The organism is Pseudoflavonifractor hominis, from assembly GCF_014288125.1.
GTDB classification, from domain to species: domain Bacteria; phylum Bacillota; class Clostridia; order Oscillospirales; family Oscillospiraceae; genus Pseudoflavonifractor_A; species Pseudoflavonifractor_A gallinarum.
In genome coordinates, this window is sequence record NZ_JACOPR010000007.1 from 71853 (window position 1) to 95335 (window position 23483).

Annotated in this window: 23 protein-coding genes; 9 read left to right on the forward strand and 14 right to left on the reverse strand. The window is 57.5% G+C overall.

Annotation, left to right across the window (positions count from 1 at the left end):
- The first annotated feature begins 145 nt into the window (after window positions 1-145).
- Window positions 146-3142 (forward strand): putative selenate reductase subunit YgfK, encoded by a 2997-nt coding sequence (ygfK, locus tag H8S34_RS11370; RefSeq protein ID WP_186964033.1) that lies wholly within the window; start codon window positions 146-148, stop codon window positions 3140-3142.
- 154 nt (window positions 3143-3296) lie between these two features.
- Here ygfK and H8S34_RS11375 read toward each other — a convergent pair whose 3' ends face one another.
- Window positions 3297-3977: a YczE/YyaS/YitT family protein gene (locus H8S34_RS11375; RefSeq protein ID WP_186964034.1), complete on the reverse strand. Its 681-nt coding sequence runs from the start codon at window positions 3975-3977 to the stop codon at window positions 3297-3299.
- 209 nt (window positions 3978-4186) lie between these two features.
- Between H8S34_RS11375 and H8S34_RS11380 the strand changes: the two genes are divergently transcribed.
- Window positions 4187-4546, forward strand: a complete 360-nt coding sequence (locus H8S34_RS11380; RefSeq protein ID WP_186964035.1) for a hypothetical protein — start codon at window positions 4187-4189, stop codon at window positions 4544-4546.
- A 41-nt stretch (window positions 4547-4587) separates the two neighbouring features.
- Here the strand turns inward: H8S34_RS11380 and H8S34_RS11385 are convergent, their stop codons facing one another.
- The 3 genes from H8S34_RS11385 to H8S34_RS11395 are packed head-to-tail and all read right to left on the reverse strand — an operon-like array spanning window position 4588 to window position 6699.
- A complete protein-coding gene (locus H8S34_RS11385) occupies window positions 4588-5052 on the reverse strand; it encodes a PaaI family thioesterase (RefSeq protein ID WP_101690954.1) in 465 nt (154 codons plus the stop codon).
- Window positions 5036-5956: a SufB/SufD family protein gene (locus H8S34_RS11390; RefSeq protein WP_101691089.1), complete on the reverse strand. Its 921-nt coding sequence runs from the start codon at window positions 5954-5956 to the stop codon at window positions 5036-5038. The genes H8S34_RS11385 and H8S34_RS11390 overlap by 17 nt, the downstream gene beginning before the upstream one ends.
- Before the next feature lie 2 nt (window positions 5957-5958).
- The gene (locus tag H8S34_RS11395; RefSeq protein ID WP_101690953.1) at window positions 5959-6699 is read right to left on the reverse strand and encodes an ABC transporter ATP-binding protein; all 741 of its coding nucleotides are present in this window, start codon (window positions 6697-6699) and stop codon (window positions 5959-5961) included.
- Between the two features lie 421 nt (window positions 6700-7120).
- Here H8S34_RS11395 and H8S34_RS11400 point away from each other — a divergent pair, with 421 nt between their 5' ends.
- Complete coding sequence (locus tag H8S34_RS11400) at window positions 7121-7822, forward strand: ferritin-like domain-containing protein (RefSeq protein ID WP_186964036.1); 702 nt, start codon at window positions 7121-7123, stop codon at window positions 7820-7822.
- A 66-nt stretch (window positions 7823-7888) separates the two neighbouring features.
- Here the strand turns inward: H8S34_RS11400 and H8S34_RS11405 are convergent, their stop codons facing one another.
- The 6 genes from H8S34_RS11405 to H8S34_RS11430 form a co-directional block, all read right to left on the reverse strand.
- The gene (locus H8S34_RS11405) at window positions 7889-9100 is read right to left on the reverse strand and encodes an NADP-dependent isocitrate dehydrogenase (protein WP_101690952.1); all 1212 of its coding nucleotides are present in this window, start codon (window positions 9098-9100) and stop codon (window positions 7889-7891) included.
- 160 nt (window positions 9101-9260) lie between these two features.
- A complete protein-coding gene (locus H8S34_RS11410; RefSeq protein ID WP_186964037.1) occupies window positions 9261-11411 on the reverse strand; it encodes a polyribonucleotide nucleotidyltransferase in 2151 nt (716 codons plus the stop codon).
- Between the two features lie 329 nt (window positions 11412-11740).
- Window positions 11741-12007 carry a 30S ribosomal protein S15 gene (gene rpsO, locus H8S34_RS11415; RefSeq protein WP_087263108.1) on the reverse strand — a complete coding sequence of 89 codons (267 nt, stop codon included), beginning with the start codon at window positions 12005-12007 and terminating at the stop codon, window positions 11741-11743.
- 291 nt (window positions 12008-12298) lie between these two features.
- On the reverse strand, window positions 12299-13291 hold the full coding sequence (locus tag H8S34_RS11420) for a S1C family serine protease (protein WP_243208003.1): 993 nt from the start codon (window positions 13289-13291) through the stop codon (window positions 12299-12301).
- Between the two features lie 159 nt (window positions 13292-13450).
- The gene (locus H8S34_RS11425) at window positions 13451-14713 is read right to left on the reverse strand and encodes a sensor histidine kinase (protein ID WP_186964039.1); all 1263 of its coding nucleotides are present in this window, start codon (window positions 14711-14713) and stop codon (window positions 13451-13453) included.
- Window positions 14710-15387, reverse strand: coding sequence for a response regulator transcription factor (locus H8S34_RS11430; RefSeq protein ID WP_101690948.1), 678 nt, complete (start codon window positions 15385-15387; stop codon window positions 14710-14712). The genes H8S34_RS11425 and H8S34_RS11430 overlap by 4 nt, the downstream gene beginning before the upstream one ends.
- A gap of 176 nt (window positions 15388-15563) precedes the next feature.
- Here H8S34_RS11430 and H8S34_RS15365 point away from each other — a divergent pair, with 176 nt between their 5' ends.
- The 6 genes from H8S34_RS15365 (at window position 15564) to H8S34_RS11455 (ending at window position 20373) form a co-directional block, all read left to right on the forward strand.
- Window positions 15564-15995 carry a VTC domain-containing protein gene (locus H8S34_RS15365; RefSeq protein ID WP_366485905.1) on the forward strand — a complete coding sequence of 144 codons (432 nt, stop codon included), beginning with the start codon at window positions 15564-15566 and terminating at the stop codon, window positions 15993-15995.
- A complete protein-coding gene (locus H8S34_RS15370) occupies window positions 15883-16281 on the forward strand; it encodes a VTC domain-containing protein (protein WP_279287852.1) in 399 nt (132 codons plus the stop codon). The genes H8S34_RS15365 and H8S34_RS15370 overlap by 113 nt, the downstream gene beginning before the upstream one ends.
- Complete coding sequence (locus tag H8S34_RS11440) at window positions 16274-16969, forward strand: DUF4956 domain-containing protein (RefSeq protein ID WP_101690947.1); 696 nt, start codon at window positions 16274-16276, stop codon at window positions 16967-16969. Before H8S34_RS15370 ends, H8S34_RS11440 begins: the two co-directional genes overlap by 8 nt.
- Before the next feature lie 336 nt (window positions 16970-17305).
- A complete protein-coding gene (locus tag H8S34_RS15470; protein WP_366485907.1) occupies window positions 17306-18751 on the forward strand; it encodes a carbohydrate-binding domain-containing protein in 1446 nt (481 codons plus the stop codon).
- Between the two features lie 294 nt (window positions 18752-19045).
- Window positions 19046-19858 (forward strand): GNAT family N-acetyltransferase, encoded by an 813-nt coding sequence (locus H8S34_RS15475; protein ID WP_366485916.1) that lies wholly within the window; start codon window positions 19046-19048, stop codon window positions 19856-19858.
- A gap of 20 nt (window positions 19859-19878) precedes the next feature.
- Window positions 19879-20373, forward strand: coding sequence for a class I SAM-dependent methyltransferase (locus H8S34_RS11455; protein WP_186964082.1), 495 nt, complete (start codon window positions 19879-19881; stop codon window positions 20371-20373).
- A gap of 741 nt (window positions 20374-21114) precedes the next feature.
- Here the strand turns inward: H8S34_RS11455 and H8S34_RS11460 are convergent.
- From H8S34_RS11460 to H8S34_RS11475, 4 genes are all read right to left on the reverse strand, one after another.
- A complete protein-coding gene (locus H8S34_RS11460) occupies window positions 21115-21384 on the reverse strand; it encodes a hypothetical protein (RefSeq protein ID WP_186964040.1) in 270 nt (89 codons plus the stop codon).
- Between the two features lie 11 nt (window positions 21385-21395).
- Window positions 21396-22571: an AAA family ATPase gene (locus H8S34_RS11465; protein WP_186964041.1), complete on the reverse strand. Its 1176-nt coding sequence runs from the start codon at window positions 22569-22571 to the stop codon at window positions 21396-21398.
- A gap of 144 nt (window positions 22572-22715) precedes the next feature.
- Window positions 22716-22952, reverse strand: a complete 237-nt coding sequence (locus H8S34_RS15175) for a KilA-N domain-containing protein (RefSeq protein WP_271959382.1) — start codon at window positions 22950-22952, stop codon at window positions 22716-22718.
- A 7-nt stretch (window positions 22953-22959) separates the two neighbouring features.
- On the reverse strand, window positions 22960-23421 hold the full coding sequence (locus H8S34_RS11475; RefSeq protein ID WP_186964042.1) for a low molecular weight protein-tyrosine-phosphatase: 462 nt from the start codon (window positions 23419-23421) through the stop codon (window positions 22960-22962).
- Between the last annotated feature and the right edge of the window lie 62 nt (window positions 23422-23483).

Consider the following 23483-nt stretch of genomic DNA (forward strand, 5'->3'; position numbering starts at 1 on the left):
AAAACTCTGGGGTACCCTCAATCACTGCACCTACTAAGCACTGTAAACCGATTTTATCCTCCGCGGGGCGGTAAGCCCCCGCTTCGCGGAGGGATGTCCCTATTTGTCTGGAGAAAATACGGAAATAAGCCGGGAGGTTTTCTTTATGAGCGATATTATGCGTCCCATGTCCTTTGCCCATCTGATGAACTGGATCCTGACCGAGCATCATGACCAGGGTACTATCTTCGGCGTCTCTAAGATCGTCGAGCACAAGGACGGCCAGGCCCGTCCCATCTTCCAGGAGAAGATTGAGTCTCCCTTTGGTCCGGCCGCCGGTCCTCATACCCAGCTGGCCCAGAACCTGATCGCCGCCTATGCCGGCGGCAGCCGTTTCTTCGAGGTCAAGACAGTCCAGATCATGGACGGCGACGAGCTGTCCAAGTGCGTGGCCAAGCCCTGTATCACCGCCGAGGATGAGTGCTACAACTGTGAGTGGTCCACCGAGCTCTATGTACCCCAGGCTTTTGCCGAGTATGTGAAGGCTTGGTTCGCCTGCAAGCTGCTGGCCAAGGAGTACGGCCTGGGCGATCCCGACGGCTTCGTGTTCAACATGAGCGTGGGTTACGATCTGGCCGGTATCCAGTCCGAGAAGATCGACAAGTACCTCAATGAGATGCGGGATGCCTCCAACACCGAGGTGTGGAAGGAGTGCATGGACTGGGCCCTGAACAATCTGGACCGGTTCCAGAACGTGGATGAGGCCTATGTGAAGGCCATCACCCCCCGGATCAGTGAGTCGGTCACCATCTCCACCCTGCACGGCTGCCCCCCGGATGAGATCGAGCGCATTGCCAACCATCTCATCCAGAACAAGGGCTTCAATACCTTCATCAAGTGCAACCCCACTCTGCTGGGCTATGAGTTTGCCCGCAAGACCCTAGATTCCCTGGGCTTTGACTACATCCAGTTTGACGACCATCACTTCCTGGAGGATCTCCAGTTCTGTGATGCGGTGCCCATGCTCCGCCGCCTGATGGCCCTGTGTGCCGAGAAGGGTCTGGAGTTCGGCGTCAAGCTGACCAACACCTTCCCCGTGGACGTGGCCGCCAGCGAGCTGCCCAGCGAGGAGATGTACATGTCCGGCCGCTCCCTGTACCCCCTGACCCTGTCTCTGGCTGGCAAGCTCTCCCACGAGTTCGACGGCAAGCTGCGCATCTCCTACTCCGGCGGCGCGGATTATCACAACATCAAGGCGCTGGTGGACTGCGGCATCTGGCCTGTCACCATGGCTACCACCATGCTCAAGTCCGGCGGCTACAACCGTCTGGCCCAGATCGCCGCTCAGTTTGACGACAAGGAAAACGGCGCCTTCCAGGGCGTGGATGTGGCCAAGCTGGACGCCCTGCTGGCTCAGCTCTTTGCCGACTGCCACTACCAGAAGCCCATGAAGCCTCTGCCCAGCCGCAAGCTGGACAAGAAGGTCCCCCTCATCGACTGCTTCACCGCCCCCTGCCGCAACGGCTGCCCCATCGAGCAGGATATTCCCGCTTACCTGATGCTGGTCAACGCCGGTAAGTATGAGGAGGCCCTGGAGGTCATCACCCACCGCAATGCTCTGCCCTTCATCACCGGCACCATCTGCTCGCACCGCTGCCAGGACAAGTGCATGCGCAACGCCTATGAGGAGAGCGTGTACATCCGTACCCAGAAGCTCAAGGCAGCTGAGGGCGGCTTCTCCGCTCTGCTGCCCAAGCTGAAGGCGGGCGCGCCGGTCTCCGGCAAGAAGGTTGCCGTCATCGGCGGCGGCCCGGCCGGTATGTCTGCCGCCTACTTCCTGGGCCGTGCCGGCGTGGACGTGACCATCTTTGAGCGCAAGGATTCCCTGGGCGGCATCGTGCGCCACGTGATCCCCGCCTTCCGTATCCCCGCCTCCGCCATCGACAACGATGTGAAGCTCATGGAGGCCATGGGTGCCAAGGTGGTCCTCAACACCGAGGTCAAGAGCGCGCAGGAGCTCTTTGATCAGGGCTATACCCACGTCATCTTCGCCACCGGCGCCTGGAACAAGGGCAGCGCCGGTCTGGAGTACGGCGAGGAGATGAACGTCATCGAGTTCCTGGAGAAGGCCAAGAAGGCCCCCGAGTCCCTCCAGCTGGGCGAGAACGTGGTGGTCATCGGCGGCGGCAACACCGCCATGGACGCCGCCCGGGCTGCCAAGCGCATCCCCGGCGTTAAGAAGGTCTCCCTGGTCTACCGCCGCACCAAGCGCTATATGCCCGCCGATCAGGAGGAGCTGGAGCTGGCTCTGGAGGACGGCGTGGAGTTCCGTGAGCTGCTGGCTCCCGTGGGTGTGAAGGACGGCGTCCTCACCTGCCACGAGATGGAACTGGGCGCTCCCGATGCGACCGGCCGCCGCACCCCCGTGGATACCGGCCGCGTGGTGGAGGTCCCCGCCTGCACCGTCATCACTGCCGTGGGCGAGAAGGTGGACACCGCTCTCTACACCGCCAACGGACTGGCTGTGGATAACCGCGGCAAGGCTGTGGTCAACGCGGAGACTCTGGAGTCCAGCGTCAAGAACGTCTTTGTGATCGGCGACGGTCAGAAGGGCCCCGGCACCGTGGTGGAGGCCATTGCCGGCGCCACCAAGGCCGCCAAGGCGATCCAGGCCTTCGACACCGAGAAGTATGTGGAGAAGAACGTCAATGCCGACTACCAGGCTCCTCTGGCCAAGCGCGGCATCCTCTGCAACGACTGCAAGAGCTGCGACGAGATCCGCTGCCTGGGCTGCGCCACCGTCTGTGAGACCTGTACTGAGGTCTGCCCCAACCGCGCCAACGTGGCCGTCTGGGTCCCCGGAAAGCGGATGCGCCAGATCATCCACGTGGACGGCATGTGCAACGAGTGCGGCAACTGCGCCACCTTCTGCCCCTATGACTCCCGTCCCTACAAGGATAAGTTCACCCTCTTCTGGAGCGAGGAGGACTTCAACAACAGCGAGAACGAGGGCTTCCTCCGTCTGGAGGGCGATCTGACCCGGGTACGCCTGGGCGGCCAGGTCAAGGAGTACCACGTGGAGGACGCCTCCTGCGGCCTGTACGAGGACCTGCGGAAGCTCATCTGTGCGGTCTACGCCAATTACAGCTATCTGCTGAAGTAAGCGTGTTCCGATAAAACCCCTTTCTTCTTTCTCAACTCTGCAAACGAGAATCCCCGCCCGGAGCGCATGCCGGGCGGGGATTCTCGTTTATCCATTCGGTTCAATGTATAAAGCTGCCGGTCTCCCGCGGGAGACCGGCAGCTTTCCTCTGTTTTCAGCTTTGGACGGAGACCTCGGATGGGTCGGTCTCCTCCGTTGTCCGGTCCAGGAGGCTCCCAAGCTTCTCCCGGAAAAAGCGGGAGATGCCGCCTACGGTGGCCGCCGCTACGATCGTGCCCTCCCGCAGGCCGCTGATGTGCCCCAGACAGAGCACCGATACCACAATGGCCGAGAGCACCATGCTCAGATCAAAGAGGGTCTTAATCGTCCCAAACTCGGCGTGGCTCTTGTAGCTGATGGCCTTGACCACCCCTTCGCAGGGCAGATAGAGCACATCGCCCAGCACCTCCAGCGCCACGCCCAGGCCCAGGATCACACAGCCCGCCAGGAGGGGAATCCATCCCATGGGGTAGGCGCCCACGGTCCAATCCCGCATCAGGTAGGTCCAGAGATCAATCCCCGCCGAGAAAATGACGGTAGCCGGCAGCTGGAGAAACTGAATGGGCCGAAATTCCCGTCTCAACAGCAGGATCTGGGCTCCCAGCGCCGCCAGATTCACCAGCAGCGTAAAGGTCCCCAGCGAGACGCCCGGGACCACAAAGGTCATGACATAGGCCAGACTGGAGATGGCACTGGTCCCCAGCCCCGCCTTGGTGATGAGCGCAATGCCCAGGGCAGACAGGACCACCCCTCCGAAAAAGATGCCGTACCGGCAGGCGAGTGTGTGACGCTGCATGATGCGCCCTCCCTCTTTTTCTAAAAAATATTTTTTATTGCTTATAAAATTTTAGCATATTTAGACAGAAAAAGCAACCCCTCCACGTTCTTATATGTCTGGAATTGCATTTTATTTTTTAGGCTTTCCAGTCTGCACTTTCCGTCTTCTGCGGCATAAGATGGCATAGAAAGGGGGCGGTATGGATCGAAACCGAACGTTCTTCCCTTTTGGAGGGGCAGCGGGATGTAACCTGTACCATCCTCTTTCTGCTGTTTGCCGTCCTCTCTCTGCTGCTCGCCCTTCAGGCAGCACTCTGGGAACGGGAATCTCTGGATGCCCAGCTGGAGGGCCGCACCCCCCGGGAAACCGACTCCCTCCCCCTCTCCTGGGGGAGTGCCGCGCTGGAGGTGGGGGGCGGACTCTTCTTTCTCTGTCTGGCCTGGAAAAATCAGCGCTCCGCCCCTGCGGAGGAGCGGCGGGCCGCCGGGCTGGAGAGCGCTGCCTCGCTCCTCACTCTCCTGGCGGCCCTGCTCCGCTTTCTCGCCCTGGAGAGCGGTACCCTTCCCACAGACGATACCCTCCCCTAGAAAAAAGCGGGACCATTTCCGTGGAAATGGTCCCGCTGGTTTTATTCGCTTTTCTGCGTCTGTCCGTATGCTTTGGCCCGCTCCACCAGCTCTTCAAAGTTGGGCAGGGGTTTATCGGTGAGGAAAAAGCTGAAGGTCCCCACCGCCACCAGCGCGCCCTCGTCGTTGGTGAGCTCCGCCCGATAGAGGGTAATGGTCTTCCCGATCTTCTGGGGAATGGCCACGCAGCGGATCTTTTTCGTGTTGACCGCCGGCCGGAGGTAGTCCATCCGGCAGTCCATGGTCACGCCCACCCGGCCCCGGGTGGCCACCGCCGTACCGGTGACCGTGTCGGCCAGAGTGGCGAGACAGCCGCCATGGACCATCCCCATGGGGTTGAGATGGGCCTCGGTGACAGTGATCTCCCCCTCCACATGGTCGGTCTCGATCAAGGTAAGCTCGATGCCGTTGTGCTCGGCAAAGCGGTTGCACTTGGCACGGGCCCGCAGGTTACTGTAAGAATCCATCCAAAATTTTCTCCTCTGCCTCTTCCTCGGTCAGGCCCAGCGTCATCAGCTTGAGGAGCTGATCGCCGGCGATCCGGCCGATGGCAGCCTCGTGGATCAGCTGCGCGTCCACGTGGTTGGCCACGATGGCCGGGATAGAAGATACCTGGGCATTCCCCATGATGATGGAGTCACACTGCACATGGCCAAAGCACTTGTTGTTGCCCGTCATCTTGGGGTAGAAGATCTGCTTGGACTCCTCCTGTGCCACGGAACGGGAGATCACCCGGCCGCTGGCCCCCTCGCCGTCCAGGATAATCTCCATGTCGGACTCGGCGGTCTGGCTGCCGTGGGTAAGGAGCTTTTCGGTGATGACCGCTTCGGCGTTCTTCCCCACTACGATCTTGGTGTCCCGCTTGGTGGAGTCCACGCCCCGGATCTGGGTGGTCTCCATCTGGATAGAGGCCCCCTCCTCCAGATAGACCACGGTCTGGGGATTGAAGATCCGCTCGCCGGTCCCCTCGCCCTCGCCGTAGTGGCGCTCCACATAGCGCACCTTGGAGTTCTTTCCGATGTAGAAGGTGTGCAGGCCGTCGTGCTGGGCGGTCTCACAGCCGGTATTATGGATGCCGCAGCCCGCCACGATGTCGATGTCGCAGTCCTCGCCGATGAAGAAATCGTTGTAGACCAGCTCGGTGAAACCGGTGGCGTGGATGATGACGGGGATGTGCACCGACTCCTTCTTGGTGCCCGGCTTGACCCGGATATCGATGCCCGACTTTCCGTCGGTCTTGGTGGTAATGTCGATGTTGGCCGTGGTGGAACGGGAGTCCATCTGGCCGTTGACGCGGATATTGTAGGCGCCCTGGGGGGTCTTTTCCAGGTCCGCGATCTCCTTGAGGAGCTTCCAGTCGGTCTTGTCCATCATTACTTGTTCGCCTCCTGGCTGAGATAGGTGCATCCGGCGGAGGTCCGCTCCAGAATGAGGGGGAAGATCTCCTCCTTGGGCCCGTGCTGGGCCACGCGGCCGTCCTCGATCATGACGATCTCGTCGGCCAGATTGATGATCCGCTCCTGGTGGGAGATGATGAGAAGGGTGGCCTCCCCCCGGGCATGGATGGCCTGGAAGGTCTCGGTCAGCTTGGCAAAAGACCACAGGTCGATGCCGGCCTCCGGCTCGTCAAAGATCATCAGACCGCTCTTGCGGGCCAGAATGGTGGCGATCTCAATGCGCTTGACCTCGCCGCCGGAGAGGGAGGCATCCACCTCCCGGTCAATGTAGTCATGGGCACACAGACCCACCTTGGTCAGATACTGGCAGGCCTCCTCCGTGGCCAGATTCTCCCGGCCGGAGGCCAGACAGAGCAGATCCTTCACCCGCAGGCCCTTGAACCGGGGGGGCTGCTGAAAGCCGTAGCTAATGCCCATGCGGGCCCGCTCAGTGATGCTCTTTTCGGTGATGTCCACGCCATTCCAGAGGATGGAACCGCCCGTGGGCTGCACCAGGCCCATGACTGCCTTGGCCAGCGTGGTCTTACCGCCGCCATTGGGGCCGGTGATGACCACCAGTTTATGATCCTCGATCTCGAGGGATACGTCGTTGAGAATACCAAGGGACTCGCCGCTCTCGTCCGCCACCTGGTATTTCAGCCCTTTGATTTCCAGCATAATACCGATACTCCTTGTATCCAGAGATATTCTTTTCTCAATGGTGTATTATAATACGTAAGAAACAAAGCCACAAGCCTTGAAAGCCCATGCTTACAAGGCACGATGGCTTTGTTTGGGCGCAGGGTTTTATCCCTGCGCCTTCCATCCGGGCCGTGTATGCCCGGATGGAAATACGCATTGCAACAATGGATCCTTCTTTTCCGAGAACTGCTGGCAGTTTTCGGAAAAGAATTGTGCGGCGCAGCCGCACGAATCAACCGCTATGCGGTTGATTCAGCAGGCATTATTATAGCATTCTTTCCCCCATTATACAAGCTTGCCCCCGCCAAAGCCCGTTATAGGATACCCAAAACAGGGGCAATTTCTTCGCCTCGGACATAGGATGGAGGGAAATCCAAACAAACGGGAGGTATTTCCCATGACGCAAGTTCCAACCCCCGCCGGCAGCCCGCCCACTGTGGACGGCCGGAACGAACAGGACTTTGCCCGGATCTGGGGCCGGGTCATGCCACTGGAGCAGGCCGGATGTCCCATCCGGGTGGGGCGTCCGCCGGAGGAATCGCCCTCCGCCCCGCCCCAGGAGCGAGAAGACATGTGCTCCTCCACCCCCGCTGTCCCGGAAGTCCCCACTCCCCTGCCCTGTCCCCGGGAGGCTCCTCCCCCGTCCAGGGCCCACATCTCCCCCGCCACGCAGCCGGATGTCCCCCTTCTAGGATCGGGTTCCGCCATCTACGGGGAGCAGCTCCAGATGTACATCGACCAGGAGGCCGCCGACTGGCGGACCTACCTCTCCCTCTCCCGCCGCTCGCCCGGCGGGTGTGCCCGGGTACTGGCCGCTATGGCGGCGGAAGAACGCCGCCACGCAAAACGCCTCTCGGCGGCCTACTTTCTCATCTCCGGGGTACGGTATTTCCCCTCCGAGTCCTCTCTGCCCACGCCCCGGGGTGCACTGCCTGCGGCTTTGCGGCAGTGCTTCTGTGCCGAGCAGCGGGGGGCGCTGGCCTATCTGGCCGCTGCGGAGGAGTGTGCCGATCCCGCCCTGCGCGCCCTCTACCAGGAGCTGGCCCGGGATGAGGCCCGTCACGCCCAGCTTCTGCGGGAGCTGGTGGAGGAGCTCTGAGTCCGCCCATAACAGCGGGCAGGCGCGGCCAATGGCCGCGCCTGCCCAATTTTTTTCGTTCAACTCTTAGCGCCGCTTGTCCAGCTCTGCCTTGATGGCCTCCAGGAAGGCCCGGCTGTCCACCGCATTAGCAGGGGTCTCCCCCTCCCAGAGTCCAGCCAGGTCCTTGGTCATGGTACCCCCCTCGATGGTGGCCAGGGTGGCCGCCTCCAGCTGGTCGGCAAACTCCCGCAGCTCCACCAGGCAGTCCAGCTCTCCGCGCTTGCGCAGGGCGCCGGTCCAGGCGAAGATGGTGGCCACCGGGTTGGTGGAGGTGCTCTCCCCCTTGAGGTACTTGTAGTAGTGGCGGGTCACGGTGCCGTGGGCGGCCTCGTACTCGTACTTCCCGTCGGGAGAGACCAGGACCGAGGTCATCATGGCCAGAGAACCGAAGGCAGTGGAAACCATGTCGCTCATCACGTCACCGTCGTAGTTCTTGCAGGCCCAGATATAGCCGCCCTCGGAGCGGATGACACGGGCCACCGCGTCATCAATGAGGGTGTAGAAGTAGGTCAGGCCCATGGTCTCAAAGCGCTCCTGGTACTCCTTCTCATAGACTTCCTGGAAAATATCCTTGAAGGTGTGGTCATACTTCTTGGAGATGGTGTCCTTGGTGGCAAACCACAGATCCTGCCGGGTGTCCACCGCGTACTGGAAGCAGGCCCGGGCAAAGGAGTAGATGGAGGAGTCCTTGTTGTACTGACCCTGGAGCACGCCGGCGCACTCAAAGTCGTAGATGGTCTGGCACAGCTCCTGCCCATCCTCCCCGTGGAAGACCAGCTCGGCCCGGCCGGGGCCGGGGACCCGGTACTCGGTGGACTTGTATACGTCGCCGTAGGCGTGACGGGCAATGGTGATGGGCTTCTTCCAGTTTTTCACCACCGGAGAGATCCCCTTGACCATAATGGGGGCACGGAACACGGTGCCGTCCAGAATGGCCCGGATGGTGCCGTTGGGGGACTTCCACATCTCATGGAGCTGATACTCCTCCATGCGCTGGGCATTGGGGGTGATGGTGGCGCATTTCACCGCCACGCCGTACTTCTTGGTGGCCTCGGCGGCATCCACCGTCACCTGGTCTCCCGTCCGGTCCCGCTCGGGAAGGCCCAGGTCATAATATTCTGTCTTCAGGTCAATATAGGGGGTGAGCAGGATGTCCTTGATGTCCTTCCACAGGATGCGGGTCATCTCGTCGCCGTCCATCTCCACCAGGGGAGTTCTCATCTGGATTTTTGCCATAATACATGCACCTCCGAACGCAGTACGCGCTATGTTCTGCTGTTTCCTGTCTATTATACTGGGGTGGGCCTGCTTTTGCAATGTCAATTTACTATATTAATGCAACAAAGCAACAGCCGCCCCGGAACCTTGGTTTCGGGGCGGCTGTTCTGTTCATAATTTACTTCACGCTCTCGCCGGCGGCCTGCTTGGCCTTGATCTCCTTCAGAGCGTCCTTGTAGGAGAGGTTCACACGGCCCTTCTCGTCGATGTCGGTGACCTTGACCCAGATCATATCGCCGATGTTGACCACGTCCTCCACCTTCTCCACCCGGCGGTCGGCCAGCTTGGAGATGTGGACCATGCCGTCCTTACCGGGAGCCAGTTCCACAAAGGCGCCGAACTGGAGGATGCGGACCACCTTGCCGTAGTAGAGCTGACCCACCTCGGGCACAAAGACGATGGTCTCGATGATCTTCTTGGCGGCGTCGCAGCTCTCGGCATTCTCGCCGGCAATGTAGATGGTGCCGTCGTCCTCGATGTCGATCTTGGCGCCGGTGTCGGCACAGATCTTCTGGATGACCTTGCCGCCGGAGCCGATGACCTCGCGGATCTTGTCCACGTCGATCTTCATCTTCACCATCTTGGGGGCGGTGGGAGCCACCTCGGGCCGGGGCTCGGCGATGCAGGGCAGCATGATCTCGTCCAGGATGGCAAAGCGGGCGTCCTTGGTGATCTCCAGGGCTTCCTTGATGATCTCATGGGAGAGGCCATCGTTCTTCAGGTCCATCTGGATGGCGGTGATGCCCTTCTTGGTGCCGGCCACCTTGAAGTCCATCTCGCCGTGGAAGTCCTCCACGCCCTGGATGTCGATGAAGGTGGTGAAGCCGCCGTTGTCGTCCTGGATCAGGCCGCAGGAGATGCCGGCCACGGGGGCCTTGATGGGCACACCGGCGTCCATGAGGGCCAGGGTGGAGCCGCAGATGGAGCCCTGAGAGGTGGAGCCGTTGGAGCTGAGGACCTCAGACACCACGCGGATGGCATAGGGGAACTCCTCCACGCTGGGGATGACGGGCTCCAGAGCACGCTCGGCCAGGGCACCGTGGCCGTACTCACGGCGGTTGGTGGACCGGGCGCCGCGGGCCTCACCCACGGAGTAGGAGGGGAAGTTATAGTGGTGCATGTACCGCTTCTCGGTCTCCTCCCAGATGGTATCCAGCTTCTGGGCGGCGGAGAGGGTGTTCAAGGTACAGACGCTGAGCACCTGGGTCTGACCGCGGGTGAAGAGGCCGGAGCCGTGAACACGGGGCAGCACGCCCACCTCGGCGGAGAGGGGACGGATCTCGTTCTTGGCGCGGCCGTCCACACGGTGGCCCTCCAGGAGCCAGGCCTTGACGATCTTCTTCTGGAACTTGTAGGTGATCTCCTCCAGGTACTTGTCCATCTCAGGATAGTCCTCCAGGAAGAGCTCGTGCCAGTGATCGATGAGGGCATTCCAGCGGGTCTCGCGGACGTTCTTGTCGTCGGTGTCCATGGCGGCCTTGGCCTCGTCCATGGTGGCCTCCACGATCTTGTCGAAGAGCTCCTGATCGAAGTCCGCGTGCTCATACTCCATCTTGGGCTTGCCGATCTCGGCCACGATGCCGTTGATAAAGGCCACCTGCTTGCGGATCTCCTCGTGGGCCTTCACGATGCCCTCGTACATGATCTCGTCGGGGATCTCCTTGGCACCGGCCTCGATCATGACCACCTTACCGTCGGTGGCGGCCACGGTCACGTCCATCTGGGAGGTAGCCCGCTGCTCCTGGGTGGGGTTGAAGACGATCTGGCCGTCGCAGTAGCCCACCTCCAGGCAGCCGATGGGGCCGGCCCAGGGAATGTCGGAGTAGGAGAGGCACACGGAGGTGCCGATCATGGCGGCCACCTCGGGGGAGCAGTCATAGTCCACGCTCATGACGGTGCAGGTAACGCACACATCGTTGCGGAAGTCATAGGGGAAGAGGGGACGGATGGGACGGTCGATGAGGCGGGAGGCCAGCACGGCGGGCAGAGAGGGGCGGCCCTCCCGGCGCATAAAGGAGCCGGGGATGCGGCCCACCGCGTAGAGCTTCTCCTCAAAGTCCACGCTCAAGGGGAAGAAATCCACGCCGTCCCGGGGACGGGCGGAGGCGGTGACAGCCACCATGACGGTGGTCTCGCCGTACTTGACCATGCAGGCGGCGTTGGCCAGCTCGGCCACCTTGCCGATCTCGATGACCAGGGGGCGGCCGGCCAGGTCCATGGAATAGGTCTTGAAGCCGGGGAATTCTCTGTGCTTGATAACAGTAGACATATGTTGTCCTCCTTTTCGCTGGCACAGCAGAGCCCGTCGGCCTTTTAGCACTTGAATCCAAGGCGAATCCCCATTCGTCCCGCATTCAACTGCTAAAAAAGCGTTCCGGCTCTGCGTGTCGTGTTCGGTGAAATGATAATTGGAGAAAAGGGTGGTGTGGAATCCCACACCACCCCTATTTTCTCATGCTGCGCGTCCTCCGCAGCGGCACACGGCGCACCGCTCCGCGAAAAATCCGCGCCGCCGGGGCGGCACCTGTTTTTCCGTCTGCGCGGTCTCCTGTGCACCTGCTCCCGGACGCTCCGCGCTTCCGGCGTTACGCTTGGTTCTTACTTGCGGATGCCGAGCTTGGCGATGATCGCACGGTAACGCTCGATGTCCTTGGCAGCCAGGTAGTCCAGCATCTTGCGGCGCTTACCGACCATCTTGAGCAGGCCGCGGCGGCTGTGGTTGTCATGGATGTGCACCTTCAGATGCTCGGTGAGCTCCTGGATGCGGGCAGTCAGGATCGCGATCTGGACCTCGGGGGAACCAGTATCGGTCTCGTGGGTGCGGTTGGCCTCGATAACAGCCGTCTTCTCGTCCTTACGGATCATGGGAAAATTCCACCTTTCTGATATTCTTCCCGGTAACTGAGTGCAGGGCGGGTGAATCCCCCGCGTCAAAGCGGGCAAACTCCCTGGACTAAGTCACGGGACTGCACCTAATGCGTGCTTGTCTACTATATCATAGTTTATTCCATGTGTAAAGAAAAAAATCAAAGATAAATCCAGCAAAAGAGACCATTTTTGATGAATCTCAGTACAAAATTTCTCTCGACACGCTGTTTCCAATTAAAATACAGATCCCGCTCCGGTGTCGGCGGAGCGAAACATCATCCCCGCTTCTTATGCGCTCGGCCAGGTTTCCCACCGGCCCGGCCTATCCCATCCGGTCTGCTGGGCCGCGCTGGAGCTGGTTGAATTTCCTTGCGTGGTTTGGGTCATGAGCTCAGCAATCCGCTCCGCCACATTCGAGATGGGGATGGCGTAGCCCATGCCCTCCACATCGGTATCCGAGAGCTTGGCGGTGTTGATGCCGATGAGCTCCCCATCCAAATTGAGCAGTGCGCCGCCGCTGTTGCCCGGGTTGATGGCGGCGTCCGTCTGAATATAGGAGGCGGTGGTGCCGCTCTCATTGGTGAGGCTGCGGTCCAGGGCGCTGGCAATGCCCGTGGTCACCGACTGGCCATAGCCCAGGGCATTTCCGATGGCCACGACCTGTTCCCCTACTTCCAGCTCATCCGAGTCCCCGATGGAAATGACTGCGATCTGGGACAGCGTATTCGAAGACAGGTCGGCAACAGCCACCTTGATCACCGCAAGGTCGGCCTCCTCGTCAGTCCCGCACAGCTGGGCCTCATAGACCGAGTGATCCACAAAGCTCACCGAGAGGGTGGTGGCGTTTGCCACCACGTGCTGGTTGGTGACCATGTAGAGGTAGGTCCCGTCGTTGGCAATGATGACTCCTGAGCCGCAGCTGGTGGTCTCCTCCAACTGGGTCTGTCCCGCTCCGTTAGGCCCAAAGCGGTTAAAGTAGCTGCGCACCTCCTGTACGGAGATGTTGGTGATGGCCACCACGCTGGGCAATGCGGCAGAGGCGATGTCCGACACATCCATGCCATACCGGGCAGCAGTGTAGGAAGTGCTGGCCAGAGTGGTGGCTACCTCCCCCGAAGTCCCGGCGCTCAGGGTACCTTCCGCCTCGCTCTCCGGAGAGAGCATTTTCCCCACACCATAAAAACTTCCGGCGGAGACCGCCCCGAACAGTGCAGCGCTCAGCACCAAAGAGGTCAGCCGCCGCCAGGCCTTCTGTGCGGGCTTTTTTGCCCTCTGGTCCATTTGCGGCATGGGAGTCGGGGGGAGGGAGATGGATTTTCCATAGAGATATCTGTTTTTTTCATAGGACATACTCCTTTTCCATTTGGCGTATTTCTCTCAGGTTTCTGCCATCAGGATAAAAGAGCAACCCTAATTGAACTTAAAAATCAAACGAAACTGTCATCGCGGGAGAAGGACCACCACCGACAGTGTCGTTCCGTCCGGGCTCTCCGCCCGGATCTTTCCCTTATGGGCCACCACGATGCTCCGGGCAATGGACAGTCCCAGCCCGTAGCCACCGGTCTGACTGTTGCGGGACTGGTCCGTCCGGTAAAACCGATCGAAGAGATGGGAGAGTTTTTCCCGCTCCAGCGGCTGCTCGACGGTATTGGACACGGTCAGCTGGAGGGTACGCCCCTGCTTTTCCAGCCGCAGCTCTATTTTTCCTCCCCGTGGGGAATATTTCAAGGCGTTGTCCAACAGGATGGAGATGAGCTTTCGGATGTTTTTTTCATCCCCCGTAAAGGAGAGCATGGGCTGGATGGAGAGAGAGAAGTCCTTTTCCTGGCTCTTGGCGGGGGCCTGGAAGGAGTCGGCCATCTCCTCTGCCACGTCGGAAATGGGAAACTCAATGCACTGCAGCTTGGGCTGCTCCTCCTCCATGCGGGAGAGATAAATGAGATCATTGGTCAGCTCGGTCAGGCGCCTGGCCTGACGGCGGATGTCGGTGAGCCACTGGTTTTCTCCGCACTCCATCTCTGCCAAATCCGCGTCGGCGCTGATGATGGTCATGGGGGTCTTCAGCTCATGGCCGGCATCGGTGATGAATTGCTTCTGCTTTTCATAGCTCTCCGCCACTGGCCGGACAATATGCTTGGACAGGATCAGCAGCAAAATCAAGACCGCCGCCAGCCCCAGCAGGGCCAGCGACAGGCTGGCAAGAAGGGTGCTGCGGAAGGAAGAGAGACTGCGGCCGCAGTCCAGAAAAATGACCCGGCTGCCCAACTCATCATCACAGAGCAGATAGCGGTAGTTTCCCCAGAAACCGGTGCTGTGCCCGGATTTCACTACACTCTGAGCATAGGCGGCGGCGTCCTCGGCATCCACAGCGGCGATCTGACCGGTGTCTGTCTGGAGCACCTGGCCGTCTTCGCTGAGGAGCACCGAAAAGAAGCGGGACTCATACGGCGTCTCCGGGGACATGCCCCGCTGGTCAAAGAGGTCCGGTTTCCTTCCCAGCTCACCGGGCGGGGGCTGCTGGAGCCCTCCCTGGTGTTTGGGAAAGGTCCCGTCATTGGTGGCCAGCACGGCCAGGATGGCATCGGCGTCAGAGACCACCTTGTGATAGCTCATCAGGTTCACGCCCCCCAGGATCACCAGCAAAACGATGGCCAGGGAGAGCATACAGGCGGCGATCAGCTTATGCCGCAGACGTCTGATCATGGCCGCTCCTCCAGGGAATAGCCCGCGTTGCGGGTCGCCTTAATTTGAATATCCGCCTGAAGGGCCGCGAGCTTTTTCCGCAGATAGGAGATATACACCCACACCACATTCAGCTCCACCTCGCTGTCATAGCCCCAGATCCGCTCGAAAAACCGCTCGCTGGAGATGAGCTGCCGGGGATTGCGCAGGAGCAGCTCCATCATCTGATATTCCTTGTTGGCCAGGCGGAAACTTCCGTGGGGAGAGGATAGCTCAAAGGTGGTCTGATCCAGGGTGATGTTGCCCAGGCTCAGGCGGCTGGTCAGCTGGCCGCCGGTCTGGCTGCGGGTTATGGCCCGGATGCGCGCCATGAGCTCCTCGGTGGAAAACGGCTTGGTGAGATAATCGTTGGCCCCGGTGTCCAATCCGGTCACCTTATCCTCTATTTCTGACCGGGCGGTGAGCAGCAGCACCGGGATGGGATTCCCCGCCGCCCGCAGCCGCCGCAGGACCTCCAGTCCATCCAGCTTGGGCATCATGATATCCAGGATCAGGGCGTCGTAATTCCCCGCCTCCAGATAATCCAGGGCCTCTTCTCCGTCATATACCGCGTCAGCGGAATAGTTGTGTTTTTCCAGCAGGGCCACCACGGCCCGGGACAGGGACCGCTCGTCCTCTGCCAATAAAATGCGCATTGCGCCACCTTCTCTCCTGTGTTATAAGGCAAGAATAGCATACGCTCCTTAACTCTAATTAAAAGAATAGCACCGGGGGCGAAAAATGTCAGCCGAAAAGAGTGGGCGGATTTTAAGTTCAATTAGGGTTGGATCTCTATACTGACCTCACGATGTTCAAAAAGGAGGCCACACCCGTGAAAAATCAGATGGTCTTTCAGCGATATGAGATCAAATATCAGATGAGCCGCCGGCAGCAGCAGGCCATCCTGGCCGCGATGGCGCCCTATGTGGTGCCCGACGAGTACAGCCACAGCTCCATCCGCAATCTCTACCTGGATACCCCCGACTTCCGCCTCATCCGCCGCAGCCTGGAGCGGCCGGTCTACAAGGAAAAGCTCCGTGTCCGCAGCTACGGCCGGGCCGGTCTGGAGGCGCCGGTATTCGTGGAGTTGAAGAAGAAATACTGTTCCGTGGTCTACAAGCGCCGTCTCACCATGCCCCAAAGGGAGGCCCTTGGACTGTATTGCGGGCAGTGCCTCCTGGCCGGAGACCCAGATCGGCGGGGAGCTGGCCTATACGGCGGGATTTTACGCCGCCCTACGCCCGGCCGTCTTCCTCTCCTATGAGCGGGACTCCTACCGCGGGGTGGAGGACGAGGCGTTCCGGGTCACCTTTGATACTGAAATCCGCTACCGCCAGGAGGCTCTTACCCTGAACTCTGACCCCTGTGGCATTCCCATCCTTCCTGCCGACCAGGTGCTCATGGAGGTCAAGACCGCGGGCAGCCTGCCCCTCTGGATGGCCCGTACCCTGTCCGAACTGGGCATCTTTAAAACTTCTTTTTCCAAATATGGAACCGCCTATCAAACAATCCTGCTTTCCCAGCAGAGAGGAGAACAAAAATATGCCTGACAACTTGTTTCAAGGTCTCTTCGATACCGCTTTGACTAATACCATTGCCCCCGGCGCCTTTCTGCTGTGTGTGGGGGTGTCCCTGATTCTGGGCCTTCTGTTGTGTGCCATGACCCTGTGGCGCTCCCACTTCAGCCGGAGCCTGGCCGTAACACTCGCCATCCTGCCCGCAGTGGTCTGCGTGGTCATCCTGATGGTCAACGGCAATGTGGGCACCGGGGTGGCCGTGGCCGGAGCCTTCAACCTGGTGCGCTTCCGCTCTGCCCCGGGCTCCGCCCGGGAGATCGGGGCCCTCTTTGTGGCCATGGGAACAGGCCTCATTACCGGCATGGGCTACCTTGGTTATGGGGCTCTCTTTACCCTCATCCTGGGCGGAGCCATGATGCTCTATAACGCCCTGAGCCTGCGTCCCTGGGCCCAGAATACCCCCGAGCGCACCCTCCATATTACCATTCCTGAGGACCTGGACTATGCCGGGGTATTTGATCCCGTTTTGCATCAGTATGCCCGCCGGTATTCCCTCACGCAGGTCAAGACCACCAACATGGGCAGTCTCTTTAAGCTGACCTATGATCTGACCTTAAAGGACCCTTCCCAGGAAAAACGCTTTATCGACCAGCTGCGGCTGCGCAACGGGAACCTGGAGATCTCCCTGGGCCACCAGGATACCAGCGCCGCCGCCCTGTAAAGGAGGAAGTTTTTATGAAACACCCAATCCTGCGGCTAACCCCTCCCCTGCTGTCCGCTCTGCTGCTCCTCAGCAGCTGTGGAGCGCAGAACACCCAGGCTACTCCCTCTGCCGCCGTTGAAACTGCCGCTCAGACGGCAGAGCCCACTGCTGCCGCCATCGATACCCAGGCGCTTTTCAGTGACCGGGATCTGGCGGGCACCTATGACGAGAGCGCCGCCATCCCCATCCAACTCAATGGGGACAGTGCCTCCTGCGCTTCCGATGCCGTGACCATCGAAGGCAGCCGGGTCATCCTATCCTCCGAGGGCGTATATCTCCTCCGCTTCCGATGCCGTGACCATCGAAGGCAGCCGGGTCATCCTATCCTCCGAGGGCGTATATCTCCTCTCGGGCACCCTCACGGACGGGCAGATCGTTGTCAACGCCGGCGAGAGCGACAAAGTCCAACTTGTCCTCAACGGCGTGGATGTGACCAGCGCCACCTCCGCTCCCATCTATGCTCTGTCGGCGGATAAGGTGTTCCTTACTCTGGCGGATGGGACTGAGAACTACCTTGCCAATGGCGGGGAGTATGTGGCCATAGATGAAAACAACATTGACGCGGTTCTTTTTTCCAAGACCGACCTGACTCTCAACGGCACCGGCAGTCTTACCATCCAGTCTCCGGCCGGGCACGGGGTGGTGTCCAAGGATGAGCTGGTGATCACCGGCGGCAGCTATACCATCACTGCCGCCAACCACGGCCTGTCCGGAAACGACAGCATCGCCATTGCCGACGGCAGCTTTACCATTACCTCGGGTAAGGACGGCCTCCATGCAGAGAACAGCGACGATCCCTCTCTGGGCTTCCTCTACCTTGCTGAGGGCAGCTTCTCGGTTACCGCGCAGGGAGATGCCATCAGCGCCGCCGGCGCCCTCCAGATCGACGGAGGGACCTTTGACCTACACACGGGGGCAGGCAGCGCCAGCGTAGATCTAAGCAGTAGCGAGGATGCGTTTGGCCCCATGGACGGTGGACAGCAAAAGAGCGGGGTAGCGCAGAGTGAAACCACTGCCGCAGAGACCGAAGCGGACACCGTGAGCCAGAAGGGCATAAAGGCCGAGGGCAGCTTCACCATAGCGGGCGGTACTTTTACCCTGGATACCGTCGATGACGGCCTCCACGCCGGCGGGGAGGCTCTCATCACCGGCGGCACCTTCTCCCTCCGCAGCGGTGACGACGCCATCCACTCCGACGCCGCCCTCACCATCCAGAACAGCTCCTTTACCATCCCCTATTGTTACGAGGGGATCGAGGGGTTGAGCATCACAGTTGATGCCGGCACATTTGATATTACCTCCTCCGACGACGGGCTCAACGCCGCCGGAGGGGCCGACAGCTCCGGTTTCCGCGGACCTGGCGGGCAGTCCCAGGACACCTTTTCCAGCGGCACGGACAGCTTTATCCTCATCAACGGCGGAGAGTTCACCATTGTCTCCACAGGGGACTGTGTGGATTCCAACGGAGATCTGACCATCAACGGCGGAACGTTGGATCTGATCTGCAATGGCAGCGGGAATACGGCGCTGGACTGCGACGGCACTTATACCAACAACGGCGGCACAGTCACCACCAATGACGGCTCAGAGCAAAATCCCGGCCAGATGGGGGGCGGTATGGGCGGCCGCGGTGGTCTTCGCGGCAATCCGGGCACCCAACCCAGCGGTGCTCCCTCTGAGAATGGAGATCGTCCCCAGCCACCGCAAGACAGTGTTCAGGAGGCTCCTTCCGGGGTGTAACCTATTGACTTTTTCTCCATGCAGGCGTATAATACCCCAAAAATCGCAGGAGGTGTGACAATGCACAACCGTTTTTCTGTTTGCCATGTGGACCATGTATTCGGTAACCCTATGCCTACTTGCTGCATGGGGCTTACATTGTCATACTCTTTTTTCCAATAATCCAGGCGGATCTGGAGCGAAAACAGAGCAGTGTGGGCCAAAACCTTCCACGGTTGGCCCACACTGCTTTTTTATTTTGTACGCTACATGGAAAGGACTGATTTTATGGCGATCCACAGGGGAACCTAAACCATTGAAACCCAGAGACTTCTTCTCCGCAGAGCCGTACCGGAAGATGCACAATCGATGTTTGACAACTGGGCCTCTGATCCGGACGTGGTAAAATACTTGACCTGGCCCGTCCACAGCAGTGTAGAAGCTTCCCAACAGGTTCTGCAGGATTGGATCAATCACTACGTCCAAAGCGATTACTACCAGTGGCTCATTGTCCTAAAAGAGGTGGGACAGCCCATCGGAAGTATCAGTGGCATGGACCCCAACGAACAGCTCTCTTCCATTGAAATCGGATATTGCATCGGACGACGCTGGTGGCATCAGGGCATCATGACCGAAGCGCTGCAAGCGGTCATCCACTACCTTTTTGACACCTGTGATTTCAACCGCATTACTGCCAGACACGACCCCAACAATCCCCATTCTGGCGCTGTCATGAAAAAATGCGGCATGAAATATGAGGGTACCACCAGACAGTCCGGCCGCAACAACCAGGGGGTCTGTGATACCGCCCATTACGCCATTCTGAAAAATGACTGGGACAGACCCGCGCTTTTTTCAAATGGCCTCTCGTTTGAAAATGACACCGAACTTGTACAGACCCTGTATTCCCGCTTGGACGAAAACAGCCGTCTGAATCGCTCCAAAGCTGCCCGTGTGGAGTTCTTGACCACGGTGCGATATATAGAGCAGTACCTTGCTCCGGGGACAAAAATCCTGGATGTAGGAGCCGGCGCAGGGGAATATAGCCTGTATTTTGCCCGCAAGGGCTATGCCGTCTCCGCTTTGGAACTGTCCGACCGAAACATCGAAGCCTTTCAAAAAAGCTGACTCCTCAGGACTCCATTGATTTGGTACAGGGCAACGCTATGGATCTCAGCCGCTACCCCGACGATTCCTTTGATATCGTCCTTCTCCTGGGCCCCCTGTACCACTTACACAGCGAAGCGGACAAGCTCCGGTCCATTGCCGAGGCAAAGCGTGTGTGCAAACCCGATGGCAAACTGTTCTTTGCGTTTATTTCCAATGACATGGTCATACTCACTATGTTCCACGAGATACCGGACTATTTTGTAAACGGGGACTACAACAAAGAAACATTCCGCTGTGATGATTTCCCCTTTGTATTTCATACCATCGACGCCTGTCGGGATCTGCTCTGTGCGGGTGGTATCAAAATCCTGCACGAGGTCGCCTCCGACGGTATCAGTGAACTGCTTCACGATAAGATCAATGCAATGGATGACGAGAGCTATGCCCAATATCTGCGGTATCACTTTTACATCTGCGAAAAGCCCGAACACCTGGGCGCTTCCGATCACCTGCTGTTTATCGGTGAAAAATAAAAATGACATGGGCCGGTGTGCGGATCTACTCTGATCCGCACACCGGCCCATACAAAATCCATCCGCTTTTCAGCAACAAAAAAGCCTCGAAAACCGAAGTTTTCAAGGCTTTTTGAAATGCCAGATCAATCTGGATATTTATAGCTCGGAAAATCCGGCCTTCTAGACGGCGACGCTTTTACGCGGTACGAGTACTTTGCCATAGGCAAAATCTCGGCACAGAGGCAATTCATTTGCTCCGACCATACAAAATCTAAGGGGGAAGGCTACCCTGGTCACCGAAATCCCAAAGTGAGAATTATTTTTGCGGGGCTATCTTTTTGCCCAGCGGTGATGTTTTCGACTTTAAAACAGAAAATATAGCTTTGATAAAGGGTAATAATTATTCTCTCAGGGCTAGTTGCACTCTGTTAATTGCACGCAACAAACTCTCAGAGTTATGGCTTGCTATCTCCATATTCCAATGGTTTTCAATAAAGTCAGCCCACAGGGCATTATATGTAGGCGGCTTTTTTCCAGGCCGCTCACACGATAAATTCTCCAGAACTCTCTTTTTCCTCGAATATGGAACCATTTGTTGCAAAAAATAGAGACTAGTTTTGTATGGGATTGATTCTGACAATTCTTGCGAGTTTTTCTTTATATCAGGTATTAATGATAGCCTTATCCCAAAATAGTCGGAAAAACTTTGCCTATCGGCCATTAACCAAGTTTCTCCTTCGTCAATGGCAATGTTTATTGCTAGATGCTGTTTTTCCAGCCGTCTCTTGCATACCTGTTCAAAATTTCTATCACACAGTCGTTATCTGAATCAAATACACATATCACAGGAGCTGCATTGCTAAGTCGTATTATTAATTTCAATTTTTCTAATGCACGAGTACCATAATCACGAGGGTTGGCATCATCTAAGGTGAGATTGTCAAGTCCTTCCAGTTGAGCCGCATACCGTATTAGTTGTTTGGCAATCAACTTCGTAACTTGATCTTCACCACCATAATATACTATCATTGCGCTTCTCCCTAATTAAACTCAAAAAGGGACAACTGCCCATCGCGAATCCCTTCTGGAGCAACTTGAGGGATTACCGCATCTGCAGGGGTGTAGCCAGCCTGAATTTTTACATTAACAGATTCTAATTCATCTGCCGCTTCTATCGTTGTATCTTCTTTTCCTTGCTTTAAAAGAATGATCTCATCTAGAGCGATCGTATCAGTATTCAGGAGATCATAACTATGCGATGAAATGATAACCTGTCGCTTACCCCCGTTTTTCAATTTCTGGGCATTGGCAATAAACATCGGTAATTGTTTTACAATCTCCGAATGAAGGTATAACTCAGGTTCTTCCAAAAGCATTAATCCTTCTCCATCTAAAATAGCCCATATAATTCCGAAGAGACGTAATGTGCCATCTGAAAACTGGTCTTCCCTCTGATATGCGCCCTGGGGCCTAAAATGATTGTATTTTACCTGAAGATGGGGACGCCCTTTTTCGTCGGGAATAAAAGACAAGTTTGAAAACTGAGGAACGGCCATTTTTAAAACTTTATTGATTACATTTAATCGAGAATTCCGAGTTCTCTCTGGCGTGGCAGATATTGTTTCCAGAAGATTTCTTCCATAAAAATCCTCTGCTGCATTGGAAGGAATAAAGGAGTCAGATTCCCGTATAAGCTGAGGGATAATATTGACATAAGAGATATTTCTGAAGCCCTCGTAAATCGGACGGAAGGATCCATTAATTGCCGGTTGCTCCAGTAAAGTAAACTGTTTTGAGAGGTAGTCTTCTCCTGAGTCATTGTACCTTCTTTCCTTAATAATTTCCCCGTCTTTGATTATTTTCTCCAAACTAATGTTGGTATCTCTTTTCCCCTGGCTACCGCCAGCATAGTTGAATTGTAGGATGTATTGCCAATCAGTTGTCTTTCCGTCATTCAGTTCTTGGAGTATCACTGATATTTCCACATAACTGGGATTACGTGCGTTTAAATTGCGGATCTTCTCAATGCCTCCCCTTGCTTTTACAGCCTTTTGAAGGCCATCTGTTGCAACATCTTTCAAAAAGCGGAACGAATCCAGAAAATTTGATTTACCAGATGCGTTTGCGCCAATCACAAATATCCTATCAGACAGGGTAGCAGTTACATTCCCAAAGTTCTTCCAATTTCTGAGTTTAATGCTTTTAAATGCAATCATATAAGCTCCCTTCCTTATGTCTATTTGATTGTTTCTATTATATCCTACAAAGATGACCCCTACAACGGCAACAAACTGATTTGCATATAAAGTATATCGCAACTGTAGTATCAATCCATTTCTGGGGAGTCATTACAAAACTGTTCAGGCCAGCCTGCTTTTAAACGCATCGAATTTGACACGGTTAAAATTGGGGTTGCAGAGGGAGTAGCAGACATCAAGAAACTCGATCGTATTTCGGTTCCGCATCCAGTTCTGGATAATGTATCTAGGGTTATCGCTGTCCTTCACTTTTGCAATATCGGTCAGGCTGATATAGTCATCCCGCTCCATATTCCATTGGATACTGACTTCTGCTCCACGGACAATCAGTTTATCCACCTATCGTTCACCCCCTGCATTTCAAATGGTCTAGCAGCCCTTGACACCCCTCCAACACATCCCGCCAGGTGGCGTCGAAGTCGTCGGTGTAGCAGGGATCGGCTACCTCCTGCTCCGGGCGGCCGGCATATTCCATCAGAAGGTGCATCTTGTCGTTGAAGTCGCCGCCGCAGATGCGGTACATGTTGCGGAGGTTGGCCTTGTCCATTCCAATGATCAGGTCGTATTCCTCGTAGTCGTGGTTGCGGAGCTGCCGGGCGGCGTGGCTCTCGCAGGGGATGCCGTGCTCCGCCAGCTTCCGCCGGGCCGGAGGGTAGATCGGGTTGCCAATCTTCTCCCGGCTGGTGGCCGCCGAGGCGATCTGGAACTCCTCCTCCAGACCTGACTTTTTCACCAAGTCCTTCATCACATACTCGGCCATCGGACTCCGACAAATATTGCCGTGACACACAAAAAGGATCTTCTTCATGCTCCAGACACCCCGCTGATACTGTGTTGCTCTCAGTATAGCAGGTATTGCCCAGCTCGTCG

What these genes read in the sequence shown, in the direction of transcription:
- H8S34_RS11410 (WP_186964037.1), bottom strand. Translation starts at nt 11,411, where the DNA reads ATGTCTACTGTTATCAAGCACAGAGAATTCCCCGGCTTCAAGACCTAT.
- H8S34_RS11395 (WP_101690953.1), bottom strand. Translation starts at nt 6,699, where the DNA reads ATGCTGGAAATCAAAGGGCTGAAATACCAGGTGGCGGACGAGAGCGGC.
- H8S34_RS11475 (WP_186964042.1), bottom strand. Translation starts at nt 23,421, where the DNA reads ATGAAGAAGATCCTTTTTGTGTGTCACGGCAATATTTGTCGGAGTCCG.
- rpsO (WP_087263108.1), bottom strand. Translation starts at nt 12,007, where the DNA reads ATGATCCGTAAGGACGAGAAGACGGCTGTTATCGAGGCCAACCGCACC.
- ygfK (WP_186964033.1), top strand. Translation starts at nt 146, where the DNA reads ATGAGCGATATTATGCGTCCCATGTCCTTTGCCCATCTGATGAACTGG.
- H8S34_RS11430 (WP_101690948.1), bottom strand. Translation starts at nt 15,387, where the DNA reads ATGCGCATTTTATTGGCAGAGGACGAGCGGTCCCTGTCCCGGGCCGTG.
- H8S34_RS11420 (WP_243208003.1), bottom strand. Translation starts at nt 13,291, where the DNA reads ATGGACCAGAGGGCAAAAAAGCCCGCACAGAAGGCCTGGCGGCGGCTG.
- H8S34_RS11440 (WP_101690947.1), top strand. Translation starts at nt 16,274, where the DNA reads ATGCCTGACAACTTGTTTCAAGGTCTCTTCGATACCGCTTTGACTAAT.
- H8S34_RS11460 (WP_186964040.1), bottom strand. Translation starts at nt 21,384, where the DNA reads ATGATAGTATATTATGGTGGTGAAGATCAAGTTACGAAGTTGATTGCC.
- H8S34_RS11375 (WP_186964034.1), bottom strand. Translation starts at nt 3,977, where the DNA reads ATGCAGCGTCACACACTCGCCTGCCGGTACGGCATCTTTTTCGGAGGG.
- H8S34_RS11385 (WP_101690954.1), bottom strand. Translation starts at nt 5,052, where the DNA reads ATGGATTCTTACAGTAACCTGCGGGCCCGTGCCAAGTGCAACCGCTTT.
- H8S34_RS11465 (WP_186964041.1), bottom strand. Translation starts at nt 22,571, where the DNA reads ATGATTGCATTTAAAAGCATTAAACTCAGAAATTGGAAGAACTTTGGG.
- H8S34_RS11390 (WP_101691089.1), bottom strand. Translation starts at nt 5,956, where the DNA reads ATGGACAAGACCGACTGGAAGCTCCTCAAGGAGATCGCGGACCTGGAA.
- H8S34_RS11400 (WP_186964036.1), top strand. Translation starts at nt 7,121, where the DNA reads ATGACGCAAGTTCCAACCCCCGCCGGCAGCCCGCCCACTGTGGACGGC.
- H8S34_RS11425 (WP_186964039.1), bottom strand. Translation starts at nt 14,713, where the DNA reads ATGATCAGACGTCTGCGGCATAAGCTGATCGCCGCCTGTATGCTCTCC.
- H8S34_RS11405 (WP_101690952.1), bottom strand. Translation starts at nt 9,100, where the DNA reads ATGGCAAAAATCCAGATGAGAACTCCCCTGGTGGAGATGGACGGCGAC.